At 41.2% G+C, this 12,881-nt stretch carries 13 protein-coding genes; 5 read left to right on the forward strand and 8 right to left on the reverse strand.

All coding sequences use genetic code 11. The annotated features are described in order from the left end of the window. Nucleotides 1-131: 131 nt before the first annotated feature. Both V7K32_RS04305 and V7K32_RS04310 read right to left on the reverse strand, forming a co-directional pair. Nucleotides 132-545: a helix-turn-helix domain-containing protein gene (locus V7K32_RS04305; protein WP_334990651.1), complete on the reverse strand. Its 414-nt coding sequence runs from the start codon at nt 543-545 to the stop codon at nt 132-134. Continuing rightward, nucleotides 529-828, reverse strand: coding sequence for a type II toxin-antitoxin system HigB family toxin (locus tag V7K32_RS04310; RefSeq protein WP_334990653.1), 300 nt, complete (start codon nt 826-828; stop codon nt 529-531). Before V7K32_RS04310 ends, V7K32_RS04305 begins: the two co-directional genes overlap by 17 nt. Nucleotides 829-1,011: 183 nt before the next feature. Here V7K32_RS04310 and recQ point away from each other — a divergent pair, with 183 nt between their 5' ends. Then, complete coding sequence (recQ, locus tag V7K32_RS04315) at nt 1,012-3,174, forward strand: DNA helicase RecQ (RefSeq protein ID WP_334990655.1); 2,163 nt, start codon at nt 1,012-1,014, stop codon at nt 3,172-3,174. A 321-nt stretch (nt 3,175-3,495) separates the two neighbouring features. Here the strand turns inward: recQ and V7K32_RS04320 are convergent, their stop codons facing one another. Further along, nucleotides 3,496-4,020, reverse strand: coding sequence for a pentapeptide repeat-containing protein (locus V7K32_RS04320; RefSeq protein WP_334990657.1), 525 nt, complete (start codon nt 4,018-4,020; stop codon nt 3,496-3,498). 160 nt (nt 4,021-4,180) lie between these two features. Here V7K32_RS04320 and V7K32_RS04325 point away from each other — a divergent pair, with 160 nt between their 5' ends. Together V7K32_RS04325 and V7K32_RS04330 are read left to right on the forward strand one after the other, a co-directional pair. Next, complete coding sequence (locus tag V7K32_RS04325) at nt 4,181-4,753, forward strand: Uma2 family endonuclease (RefSeq protein ID WP_334990659.1); 573 nt, start codon at nt 4,181-4,183, stop codon at nt 4,751-4,753. A gap of 12 nt (nt 4,754-4,765) precedes the next feature. Then, nucleotides 4,766-5,956 (forward strand): MFS transporter, encoded by a 1,191-nt coding sequence (locus V7K32_RS04330; RefSeq protein ID WP_334990661.1) that lies wholly within the window; start codon nt 4,766-4,768, stop codon nt 5,954-5,956. 371 nt (nt 5,957-6,327) lie between these two features. Here the strand turns inward: V7K32_RS04330 and V7K32_RS04335 are convergent, their stop codons facing one another. Continuing rightward, nucleotides 6,328-6,759, reverse strand: coding sequence for an NUDIX hydrolase (locus V7K32_RS04335; RefSeq protein WP_334990663.1), 432 nt, complete (start codon nt 6,757-6,759; stop codon nt 6,328-6,330). A 194-nt stretch (nt 6,760-6,953) separates the two neighbouring features. Between V7K32_RS04335 and malQ the strand changes: the two genes are divergently transcribed. Beyond that, entirely contained in the window at nt 6,954-8,462 is a 1,509-nt protein-coding gene (malQ, locus tag V7K32_RS04340) for a 4-alpha-glucanotransferase (RefSeq protein ID WP_334990665.1), read from the forward strand. A gap of 52 nt (nt 8,463-8,514) precedes the next feature. On the opposite strand, the gene V7K32_RS04345 is transcribed toward malQ, so the two are convergent. Further along, nucleotides 8,515-9,333 (reverse strand): helix-turn-helix domain-containing protein, encoded by an 819-nt coding sequence (locus V7K32_RS04345; protein WP_334990667.1) that lies wholly within the window; start codon nt 9,331-9,333, stop codon nt 8,515-8,517. A gap of 29 nt (nt 9,334-9,362) precedes the next feature. Continuing rightward, nucleotides 9,363-10,121, reverse strand: a complete 759-nt coding sequence (locus V7K32_RS04350) for a pseudouridine synthase (RefSeq protein WP_334990669.1) — start codon at nt 10,119-10,121, stop codon at nt 9,363-9,365. Nucleotides 10,122-10,254: 133 nt separating this feature from the next. On the opposite strand from V7K32_RS04350, the gene V7K32_RS04355 reads away from it, so the two are divergent. After that, nucleotides 10,255-10,965: an LmeA family phospholipid-binding protein gene (locus V7K32_RS04355; protein WP_334990671.1), complete on the forward strand. Its 711-nt coding sequence runs from the start codon at nt 10,255-10,257 to the stop codon at nt 10,963-10,965. Nucleotides 10,966-11,204: 239 nt separating this feature from the next. Here the strand turns inward: V7K32_RS04355 and V7K32_RS04360 are convergent, their stop codons facing one another. After that, nucleotides 11,205-12,086 carry a phosphatidate cytidylyltransferase gene (locus V7K32_RS04360; protein ID WP_334990673.1) on the reverse strand — a complete coding sequence of 294 codons (882 nt, stop codon included), beginning with the start codon at nt 12,084-12,086 and terminating at the stop codon, nt 11,205-11,207. A gap of 149 nt (nt 12,087-12,235) precedes the next feature. Beyond that, nucleotides 12,236-12,838: a precorrin-6Y C5,15-methyltransferase subunit CbiT gene (gene cbiT, locus V7K32_RS04365; protein WP_334990675.1), complete on the reverse strand. Its 603-nt coding sequence runs from the start codon at nt 12,836-12,838 to the stop codon at nt 12,236-12,238. Nucleotides 12,839-12,881 lie beyond the last annotated feature (43 nt).

Below are 12,881 nucleotides of genomic sequence, written 5' to 3' on the forward strand. Positions count from 1 at the left end.
GTTGTCCATAATGTTTTCAACTTGTTTGCGATCTACCTACTTTTACTTCAGCATGATTCCATGATAAAGGCTTTTAGATTATGTTGGTTAAAGTAGTGCGATGCCGATTGTGTAGCGACTGTCTTAAAAATTTAAAAGTCAAGAGCCGTTACAGAAAGCCCAGAATAATGGTCATTAAAAAACTTAGCTAGTGACTCAGCTTCAGATTGGCTAACTTTCCGTTGACCATTAAGCACTTCCTTAACAATCTTAACAGAGCCAAAAACCCCGACTAAAGAAGTTGGTTCCACATCAAACTCATGCATGAGGGATTCTAAAGTAGCCACAGGTTTTGATTCACCCATCGAATAATGAAGTAACTCGTAATTCTCAATCAGAAGAACCAACAACTCAAAAAGCGCAGTTTCAGCCTCTGTCAACTCACCAGACATCATCCCTTCTACTACTGTTAAAGCTTTGTTATAGTCCTGTTCTGTTTTAATTGGTTTAGGCTGATACTGAATTAGTAAGTCAGTGTAGGTTTGTTGACTAGAAGTAGGGGTCATCTTTCCACCTTTCTTTATCATATTCAGGATGGGTAAGAACGTATTTAATAAAAATTGTCTGACTAGAATATTTAATGTCTACAATCAAACGATAGTTATTACCTTTGATGTTAAACACTGTAAAGTTCCCAACCGCTTCTGCCTTTGGATATCTTTTTTGAACATCTACTAAATTAGACCAGTTCGCAATAGATGCAAACTTATACCAGTCATTTAGAGCATCTTCAGAATCAGCGTGTTGAACCCAGAATGCCCGCAATTTCACTTTGCTGATTACGTGCATCTCTAAAGTGAGAAATTTCTACTTATTATAGCATTAATTGAGCTAAAAGTCAGAGCAATAGTGCGTAGACGCAGCGCGCACGCTCATTAATGCAGCCCTTCCCAACACTGCCAGTGATGTGAGTTAAAATCCTGATATCTTCAATAACTACTCACGCAGACAGCCTCGGAAAAAGCGATCGCTATGCTTCAGTATCCCCATCTCGAACAAGCGCTAAAATATCACTTCGGTTACGACAGATTCCGCCCCGGACAACGGCAAATTATCGAAGATGCGCTGCAAAATCGAGATTTAATGGTTGTGATGCCGACTGGTGGGGGAAAATCTCTGTGCTTTCAGCTACCAGCATTGTTAAAAAATGGACTAACTGTGGTAGTGTCGCCGTTAATTGCTTTGATGCAAGACCAAGTAGAAGCACTGCGAAATAATAATATTAACGCGACATTTCTCAATAGCAGTTTGAATCCTTACCAGGTGCGATCGCGCGAAGAAGCCATCCTCACAGGTAAAGTAAAATTACTATACGTCGCCCCGGAACGCTTGCTAAGTGAAAGGTTTCTCCCGTTTCTCGATTTAGTTAAAGAAAAAATCGGTATTTCTAGCTTTGCTATTGATGAAGCGCACTGTGTTTCGGAATGGGGACACGATTTTCGTCCAGAATATCGCCAGTTAAAATCTCTCAGGAAACGCTATCCTGATATTCCTACCGTCGCCCTCACCGCCACAGCAACCGATCGCGTCCGTAGTGATATCATTCAACAATTAGGACTAAAGCAACCAAGCATCCATCTTGCTAGTTTTAACCGAGAAAATCTTTATTACGATGTTCGTCCTAAAACTAAATATGCTTACGCTGAGTTATTAGAACTAATTCGAGAAACTGAAGGTTCGACAATTATTTATTCTTTAACTCGTAAAAAAGTTGATGAACTCACTTTTAAACTGCAAAATGATAAAGTTGTTGTTCTGCCTTATCACGCCGGATTAACTGATGAGGAACGTAGTAGTAATCAAACGCGATTTATTCGAGATGATGTCCGGGTAATGGTGGCAACAGTCGCCTTTGGGATGGGAATTAATAAACCCGATGTGCGGCTGGTAGTTCACTTTGATATGCCCAGAAATATAGAAAGTTATTATCAAGAATCGGGTCGAGCCGGTAGAGATGGAGAACCATCTCGATGTACGATATTTTTCAGCTTTGGTGATGTTAAAACAATTGAATGGAGTATCGATCAAAAAACTGATCCTCAAGAACAGTTGATTGCCAAACAACAACTACGCCAGATGATCGATTACGCTGAAGGCACTGATTGTCGGCGAACAATTCAACTGGGTTATTTTGGAGAAAGGTTTCCTGGGAATTGCGGTAACTGTGACAATTGTCGTCATCCCAAACCGATGCAAGATTGGACAATTGAAGCTATGAAGTTTTTATCTTGTGTGGCGCGTTGCAAAGAAAGGTTTGGGATGCTGCACATAATTGATGTGTTGCGTGGAGCAAAAAAAGACAAAATTATCCAGTACGAACACGATAAACTTTCTACTTATGGTATTGGTAAAGATAGAACTCTAGATGAATGGCGAATGTTGGGGCGATCGCTTTTACATCAAGGGTTAATAGAACAAACTAGCGATGGTTACTCAGTTTTAAAGCTAAACCCCCTGAGTTGGGAAGTAATGCGAAAACAACGCACAGTTTCCCTAGCTGTAACCACAGTCCAAAAGATAACCTGGGAACAGGGGAGTGAAAAAGCAGAAGAAGCAGAGGTATTATTACAAAAGTTGCGATCGCTCCGTAAACAATTAGCTGATGAGCAATCTGTACCACCTTACGTAATCTTCCACGATTCCACTTTAAAGGTGATGGTACAGGTACAACCCCAAAACTTAGTTGAATTTGCCAAACTCTCTGGTGTAGGTAGTCATAAACTCGCTCAATATGGCGAAAAGTTTATTACAGAAATTCGCGCCTACCGCCAAGAAAAAGGTTTGCAAAATAAATCTGTCACTTCCGCTTCCCTATCTTCTTCAAACTCATCTTCTTACACCGAATTACAGACATTACAATTGCATCAACAAGGTTTAAATATCCCTCAAATTGCCCAAAAACGCAACCTAAGCCCGGCAACAGTTACCAATCATCTAGAAAAACTAATTGGTTTAAATCAGCCAGTTGATTTAAATCAATTAATACCTCTAGAACATCAACAAAAAATTTGGCAAGTTTTAGAAGTACTCGGTGATATTTCCCTCACTCCCATCAAAGAACAACTAGGTGAAAGCTACACTTTTGATGAAATTCGTTTAGTACGGGCTAAGTGGCGGCGTGAAAATCGCAAGTGATGATTGAATTTTAGAAGGTGTTTTAAAAGTATTGGATGAATATAATTCGCTCCTATAAAAAGCTTAGTCCACGTAGGTGGACTAACATAAAATCAAGGGTTTCAAACCCACGCCCGTGGGTTTCGTGTGTATAGCCGTGATTTATAATCGCCAGGATACATAAAAATTAGCTTTTCAAACATCCTCTTAAGCTAATCGTCATTCATTTTTCCAGACTGATTCGCTTGTAGTAAGGGCTTCAGCCCTGGTGTTATGCAACTTAAATGCTCATTAGCTTAACTTCTTCCGAATGCCCCCCTTATGGCTGCATCTGAGGATGAATTAAAACTCTCCGAAAAATGGGCCGCCTTTAATAGTCCCATCGGGCATTGTGGTCTTCCAAATTAAATTACCGAACCTACAAATATTGATCTGCGAAACGTCAGCCGAACGAAAGTTAGCATGAGCCAAAATAGCGTAGGAAAAACCACCGATGTTAGCTCCACAGAAGGTAGCACGACTAGCGTTTATATGATTCAAGTTGGTTCCCCGCAAATCGGCTTCAGTCAAATCACACCAACTCAAGTTGGCGGAATACAAATTAGCATCCCTGACAATAGCACGTTTCAACCAAGCGCCTTCCAAGGAAACACCAAACAAATCGGCTCCAGTCAAATCGGCTCCACACAAATCGGCTTGTCTCAAATAGGCTCCGCGCAAGTTGATATCTCTCAAAATAGCGCCTTCGAGGTCAATCGAACTGTCGAGGGGAACACCCTCAGATTGAATCAACTCAATCCCAGCAAAGTTTCGCTCTCCATGAGCATACCGAGTCAACAACTCCTCAGCAGTTATTTTCCAAGGCATGATTTAACCTCCAAGTTTTTTCTAATCTCAAATATATGGATGTCTAAGCCTTTTTGGGCAGTTTCCGTCTAGAAAAAATAGTCCTGTCTAGTATACTTTGTGAATTTTCAAATATCCTTTTATGATTAAAATACAAGAGCAAAATTAAAGGAGTTAACCGATGAGTCAGACCCTTAATACAGGAGTACGCTGGACAACTCACGATGTGGAACTTTTACCAGAAAATGAAGGGACACGCTACGAGATAGTTGATGGAGAATTATTTATGACCAGGGCACCTCACTTTAAACATCAGCAAACTTGTGGCATCATTTTCCAACAGCTTAACATTTGGTCAGAGTCTACTGGTTTAGGAGAAGCTGTAATCAACCCCGGCGTTTTGTTTTCAGAATCAGATAATGTGATTCCTGACGTGGTTTGGGTTACAAAGGAAACCTTGGCGATAACATTGGATGAAGCGGGACATTTAACTGGTGCACCAGATTTAGTAGTTGAAGTTTTATCTCTTAGCAAGTCAGACGAAAGACGGGATAAAGAAGCTAAACTTAAACTTTATTCTTCTAGAGGAGTAAAAGAATATTGCATTGCTGATTGGCGATCGCATAAACTAGAGGTTTATCGACGCGAACAAAATCAACTTAAATTGGTAGAAACCTTATTTAGTAGCGATAATATAATTTCTCCCCTATTACCTGGTTTTAGCTGTACTGTAAACCAGTTTTTTCCTCTATAAATTTTAGGTTGAATGGAAAAAAAAATCTTAAGTAACACATTAACTAAAGTCCAAGTAGTGATAATGGCGATCGCATCTGGTGTCTGTGTTGCTAACGTTTATTATAATCAGCCAATCCTCAAAGATATTGCATCATCTTTTCGAGTCAGTGAAGGCGAAGCGGGTAGCATATCTGTGCTTACGCAAGTTGGTTATGGTATTGGGCTTTTCTTTTTAATCCCCTTGGGCGATAAAATCAACAAGAAAAAATTAATTCTTTGCTTATTGGCATGTTTGTTCTGTTTGTTAATAGGTATAACGTTTTCACAAAATATCATCGAAGTTTGGATATTGAGCGTAGCAATTGGGATTGCGACAGTCTCCGCTCAGATTATTCTTCCTTTAGCAGCAAGTATAGATAGAGTAACTACAGGACAAACAGTAGGTAATATTTTTACTGGTATATTGATTGGAGTTTTAGGAGCAAGGGTTTTTAGTGGATATATTGCTGAATGGTTGAGCTGGCGTTATGTATATGGATTTTCGGCAGGAATGATTTTAATTGTTATTGTCTTGCTAAATATATATTTGCCTAATGTTAAAAATCAATTTGATGGTTACTATTTGGAATTATTAAAATCAACACTTCACCAATTAAAACGTTTTTCATTATTAAGAGAAGCGTCTTTAATTAGCGGGTTATTGTTTGGTGTCTTTTGCTCATTTTGGACAACCCTGACTTTCCATTTAAGCGGAGCGCCTTTTAATTTTCAATCTGACAAAATTGGGATGTATGGCTTTGTAGCGATCGCAGGTGCATTGATGGCACCAATTTTTGGTAAACTAGCCGATCAAGGTAACTCCCAACGTTCCTTGACTCTTGCTGTATCGATGGTGATTGTAAGTTTAGTAATTGCTAAAATTGCTTCTAATTCAGCACTGGCGATCGCACTTGCTGTATTATTACTAGATGTAGGTGTACAGGCAACCCAAGTTACTAATGTTGCAAGAATATACACTCTTGATGCTCAATCGAATAGTCGCATTAATACAGTTTACATGACTACCTATTTTATCGGCGGTTCTATAGGTACTAGCATTGGTCTATTATGCTGGAATTTTGGTGGCTGGAATTTGGTGACTTGGCAAATGTTATTTTTTAGTTTGCTCGCATTTTTTATTATCGTCAGACCGAAAACAACTACAGCAACAAATAATAAATAATAATTCAAAATTCAAAATTCAAACATTTTAGACAGGGATTTAAACCCCCACTAAAATGAGTGCTACATGTAATGGTTGGGGTCTTAAACCCTTTAATTTCCGATAATCAAACTTTCATTGCATATTACCCAGAGACATCGCCTTGCACCAATAACTAAATTTTCTCCTGATCAAGGCGATATCTATAGATATAGCAGTCCTAAATCATTTGTGAAAATTAGACATCTCCGAAAAAGAATGTAGAGACGCGAAATTTCGCGTCTCTACATGGGTTCTGAATAACGCATATTTAATTTTTGGAGATGTCTATTATATATCTCTTTTTTCTTTCTTCCCATTGCGGCGCAAAGCGTACTTTGCGGTTCGTCCCTCTACCCTAACCTGGGACGTATCCCATAATGCCGATATCGCCAATAATCCCGCAAAATGCGATCGTGGTCAAAACATAAATTACTAGGCACACGCCAATACTCAAAAACTCCTACACCTTTAGCATCATCCCCAGCCACAGGTTCACCCGTAGCTGTCGCCAAAAACACAATACTAATGGTATGCTGACGCGGATCGCGATCGGGGTCAGAATACACAAGTAATTGTTCAACTAACTCCACCTGTAAACCCGTTTCTTCCTCAGCTTCTCGTCGCGCCGCCACTTCCACTGCTTCGCCATAATCTACAAAACCACCAGGAATAGCCCAACCTAAGGGTAGATTATGTCTTTCAATTAACACTATTGGCCGATGAGGTCGATCTACTAGTTCAATGATGATATCAACTGTTGGTGCAGGATTTCGGTAAGTCATAGTTATTAGTCATTGGTCATTAGTCATTTGTCATTAGTTACAACTAAAGACAAAGGACAATCAAAATGAGTTTACTTGATTTCCTCTGCAAATACTGTTCCGTGATAAATTCGATGCGATTGGCTTTGCTACTGCCCCTTGGGCGATCAGCGTGTCCATCAGATAATTGCTCCCTCTCATAATTCAGGTTAAATATGCCTTTTCCTAGATCCAGTGGTATTTTGTTGCATCCTACCTCCTTTCCGAGCCGATTTGGCGTTGGAGATTTAGGCTTAGAAGCCTATCGCTTCATCGATTTTCTTAATGATACTCATCAACAATATTGGCAAGTTCTACCCTTAGGCCCCACTGGATACGGTAATTCCCCCTATATGTGCTACTCGGCAATGGCGGGAAATCCCTTGCTGGTTAGCCCAGAAAAACTGCGAGATGAGGGTTTGCTAAGTGAAGAAGACTTTGCTAACTTACCAGGATTTCCGGTAGAAAAGGTAGACTTTGACCAGGTTGTACCGATTAAGATTGGGCTACTCAAAAAAGCCTGTGAAAACTTTAAACTGAATGCTACCGACATCCAAAAAAACGAGTTTGCAGGTTTTTGCGACAGTAAAGCCTATTGGCTAGATAATTACGCCTTATTTATGGCGCTGAAAGATGCTCACGAAAATGCAAGCTGGCATACATGGGAGCCAGAATTTGTTAAGCGCGAACCCGAAGCATTAGCTCAGGTAAAGGATCGGCTCAATGGCGAGATTTTTTATTACAAGTTCGTCCAATTTGAATTTTTCCGGCAGTGGTCAGAGGTGAAAAGCTATGCCAATATGCGCGGCATTGACATTATCGGCGATATCCCCATCTATGTATCTCATGATAGTGCCGACGTGTGGGCGCATCCCGACATCTTTTGTTTAGACGAAGAGACAGGAGTTGCTGCCCAAATGGCAGGAGTTCCACCAGATTATTTTAGCGCCACCGGTCAATTGTGGGGCAACCCGGTTTATAACTGGGAGGAATTGCAAAAACAAGACTTTAAATGGTGGGTACAGCGCTTTGAGGCAATGCTGGATTATGTAGATATAATTCGCATTGACCACTTCCGGGGCTTCGAGGCTTATTGGTCAGTACCCAAAGGCGAAGAAACTGCCATGAATGGCAAATGGGTGGAAGCGCCTGGTGATGCTTTTTTTGAAGCGATTAGGCAGAAGTTGGGCAAGCTACCCGTCTTGGCGGAAGATTTGGGAGTAATAACACCAGAGGTAGAAGCGCTGCGAGATAAGTATGAATTTCCTGGGATGAAGGTTTTGCAGTTTGCCTTTGGTTCCGATCCCGGTAATCCGTTTTTACCATTCAATTACCCGCGCAATGCTGTAGTTTATACCGGCACTCACGATAACGACACAACTGTAGGCTGGTTTAATTCAGCCAACGACAACGAAAAGCAAAACCTATTGCTTTATTTAGGTTCTATCAGCTCTGAGGGCATCCATTGGGATTTAATTCGCCTAGCTTTAAGTTCCATAGCTAACCAAGCGATTATTCCCTTGCAAGATGTTTTGGGATTAGGAAACGAAGCGCGGATGAATTTTCCTAGTCTTGCTGAGGGTAACTGGGAGTGGCGCTATCAACCAGGAGCTTTGACACAAGAATTAGGCGATCGCTTGAAAGTTCTTACCAGACTGAATGGACGCGCCCGGGAAGCGCAGTGAGGCAGTTCTTGCAGGGGGCAGGGGGAGTCAATGCCTCCTTATCCCCCTCATCTCAAAACTTAGGTTTTGCAGCAATTCTAACTTCTTCCTCTTTCCCTGGTTCTCCCATTTCCTTGGCTTTCTCTTGATTGATGCTCATTAACACGCCACCAGCATTATCAGTTTTCACAGTGAGTTGCTCTTGGGCTTTCCAAATCCGGTGAGTTCCCTCTGGGAGAGTACCCTCAAACTCGGTTTTGCCATCGGCTACTACGCGAATCCAAGATGACGCTTTTAAAGTGACACCAATCTGTACAGCCTTTCCCTGTTGTCCGGCGCTAAGGGTATGGTTAACTGATTGAACCTCCACTGACTCTTTTATTTGGGCTATTTCTGGTTTAACAATGGACTTGTGTTTTGGAGATGGCTGATTTTGACTATTACTTGTAGTTGCTTGTAATACCGCGTTATTTAATAACTGAGATAAGCCATTTACCGAGCATACAATTAGCAATATGTAAAGAAAGTAAAGATGAATCGGACGTAGTTGATCGAGGGGGGAATTATTCCCTGTACCTTGAGGGTTCACTTGTGCAGAACTAATCGGAAAAGTGCCAGAAAATTCTACTCCATTCAAGCCTAGTGCGTCGGCAAATTGCCTGATTAAACCCTGTATATAAACTGGTTCTGGCAGATCGTTTAAATTACCTTCTTCGATCGCCTGCAATAATCGCCGGGGAATCCTAGTTAATGCAACCATTTGCTCTAGAGATAATCCCTGTTCTTGACGCAATGCCCAAAGTTGAGCGCCCATTTCTGCCAACTTTTCGGTTCGTTGTTGCTCTAATGAAAGTGATGGCTGCAAATTATTTTTCTTTCTTAGCCATTTCATGCCTACTGACACTCCTTAACTCCACAGAATCAATAATTAGGTTGGGTTATCTGATCTTGCAAAAAGTGAATTTCATGGTCTTTGAGGGAACGATATTTACCCTCTGACAAAAAAGGTTCTTTTGAAGTTTGTAATTGAATTAGGCCGATAGCAGTCCGATGCAGCTTGATTACTGGGTATCCTAACTGTTGAGCTATCCGGCGAATTTGGCGATTTCTTCCCTCCTGCAAGACTATTTCTAAAAAGCTTTGTTCGGCACGATGTTCTATTAGATGTACCTTAGCGGGTCTGGTTTTTCTACCCTCTAACATCACACCCTGACGCCACATTTTCAATACTGCTTCTGGAGGGTGTCCTTCTACCAAAACACGATATGTTTTGGAAATACTGTGGCGAGGATGGGTTAGTCCAAATGTCAGATTTCCGTCATTGGTCAAGATTAATGCTCCTGTAGAATCTGCATCTAAACGCCCAACTGGGTGAATACCTGTACCCTCCCGTAATTCTTTCGATAGTAGATCCAATACTGTTGGTCTGCGCTGAGGGTCGTAGCAAGTCGAAACCACACCCCTTGGTTTGTGCAGCAATAAATATATTAAAGCCGGACGCTGCTTTTTAGATACAGGCTTACCATCAATTGCGATCGCATCTTTTTCGGGATCAACTTTTTGACCTAAATGTGCCAATACCCCATTGATCCGCACCCGTGAGTGCCTAATCATTTCTTCGGCTTCACGACGTGAGGCGATACCCCATTGAGCGATAATTTTTTGTAACCGTACCTCCATCTGGAATTGCTTATTTCCTGTTAACAATTAAATGATATTTGCATTTTGTAGGGAGTAGGCATAAATGTTACATTTAAGACTTATTTAATTTATGTTCGGTTGTTAAGCAAATACTCATAAACAGATTGGTTAGATGCCAGAGCAAAATTTCCAAACAACAAATACAAATAAAATCCGCATAATTACGCAAGTACTCACAACAGCCCTAAAGCTCTGGTTGAGAGCGCAAGTCAGCCAAATATCGGAATTAGAAGTGGAGATTAAAGCGAGCGATCGCCAAATTCTCTCTGGGCGTATCCCGTCGGTATCTATTTTTGCTACTGATGCAATTTATCAAGGTCTCCTGATTACACAAATTAAATTAATAGCGGAAAATATTCGGATAAACATCGGCTCGGTACTCAAGGGAAAACCGCTAAAACTGTTAGAAATAGTACCAGTGGTTGGCGATTTGATCGTAGACGAGAAGGATCTTAATGCTTCTCTCTCATCTGATTTATTATCGACTGCTTTGAGCGATCTATTGGTTAAGGTTTTACCAACACATTGCCCAAAGTCACAACCAATAAATTGGCAAGAAGTTATCCTTGAGAACAACCAAATTATACTGCGAGGTCTGAGAGTAACCAATAGTGAAACAACACCTCTAGAGATTTGTCTAAGCTTACAGTTACTCAGTGGACATGAGTTGCAACTGGCACATATAAAAATCTTGCCCGACCAGGGAGATATCGAGGACAATCATGAGTACAATTTGCATCTTGGCTCAGATGTCGATATCCAAGAACTAACGCTGATCCCAGGCAAGCTAGTGTGTCGTGGGCGGATTAACGTTAACCCTTGATGATTAATTATAAAAATGCTAATACATTATTTTAAATGATATAGCACCTCTCAGGCGGACGATTCCTCGCTTCGTTGCGATCGCGCCTGGGGAATTCCTCTTGCTTATAGCGAAAGTCCTCTTGAGAGGACTAAAATTATTGTTTAGTCCACTTAAGTGGACTTTCGCTATTAGCCCAGAAGTTAAGTTCTGGGCGGGATGTGGGTCAATGCAATACTTTAACTCTCACGTGAAAACCGCTACAGTAGCGGCAACAGTAGTGTCACAAAATAATATACCAAAGGAGCAGTGAAAATATAACTATCAGTACGGTCTAAAATACCACCGTGACCGGGGATTAACTGCCCAGAATCTTTGACTCCAGCATCTCGCTTGAGCATAGACTCGGTAAGATCCCCCAAAAGGCTAGCAATGCCAATCAGTAAACCCAATGCTAAACCAGTGAAGGGGGATCTGGGCAAATGTAAATAATAGGCTCCTGCGATCGCTACAGCAACACTTGAAGTAATGCCAAAGACAGCACCTTCTACAGTTTTTTTCGGGCTAATATCAGACAGACGGGTTTTCCCAAAGAATTTGCCAATAGTGTAAGCGCCGATATCGGCCGCCCAAATACACAAAAAAGTTAGCAGTGTTGTTGTAAAACCTTGTGGTAATGAAGCAGAATTTGCCTTTTCCCAGAAATCTGTCCAGGTTGTAGGCCAATAACCTCCGAAAGGAAGATTGCTAAAAGCAGCAGTATCAATTGCTCGTAAGCGCACCCAGTAACTCGGCAAATAACCTACGTAAAATAGCCCCATAATAGAAGCGGAAACATCAGCGATCGTGGCAAATTTGGGCTGAAATAGCAGGTAAAAACAAATAAGTGTGCCAGCAATTGGCATTACAGCGTCAGCTAAACTGCCATCAAGAGTACAAATTACCAGCAAAATTTGACTAGCCAACATTGTGGTTTTAGCAGCGGGAGCGATACCTCTGGTTCGCACCAAATTAAAATATTCCTGTTGACCCAAAAAGATGATAACCGCAAAAATGATGGTAAAGTACCAACCCCCCAAAAGGGTTGCAGAAAGAGCAAGAGCGATCGCAACAATTCCACTAATAATCCGAGACCAAGGCATAAAAGTATTTTGGATTTTGGATTTTGGATTTTGGATTAGAGATTAGGTATTCGAGATTAGGGATTGGTAATTGTGGCTTGGTTTCTGATGACATATCACCTAAATCCCCAATCTAAAATCTAAAATCTAAAATCTAAAATCTTTTGGATTTAGTCTAGTTTCTCACCACTGAGGATAAAAATGGGATCAACGGCGGTAAAGGTTTGAGAAAAGCCACGCGTCTCTAAGCGGTTAACCGCGGACTGGACGACTTCGATATTTCTAGCTCTTAACAGAGAAAAGCTCTGGGAAATAGCATACAGACTTTCTAGATTAGCAGCTGTGGCTACAACCCGACCGGATGGGGGCAAATAATGCCATGCTGCTTGCAAAATCTCTTGAATGGGGCGTCCTCCCTCAATACAAACGCGGTGAGGTGTAACCTTGAGGTTATGTAAACACTCTGGGGCGCTACCTTCAATTACTTCGACGTTTTTCACATCAAAGCGATCGCAGTTACGCTTGATCAGATTAGCTACTTCTTCATCCCTTTCTATAGCGATAATCTTTCCGTCTGGACACAATAGCCCCACTTCTACCGGAATTGTACCTGTCCCTGCGCCAATATCCCACAACACAGAATCTGATTTTAGTCGCAGTTGGGCAATTAACAGCAGTCGGACTTCTCGCTGACTCAGGGGAATTCCTGGCAAATGTTCAAACAATTCATCGGGAATACCTGGGGTAATATAAGGCCAAAGTTGGGAGGGCATAGAACTACGCAATTATACTAAAGAGATACATTTGCCAAATTGA

The sequence above is a fragment of the Nostoc sp. genome (assembly GCF_036917635.1).
In the GTDB taxonomy this organism is placed as follows: Bacteria; Cyanobacteriota; Cyanobacteriia; order Cyanobacteriales; family Nostocaceae; genus Nostoc.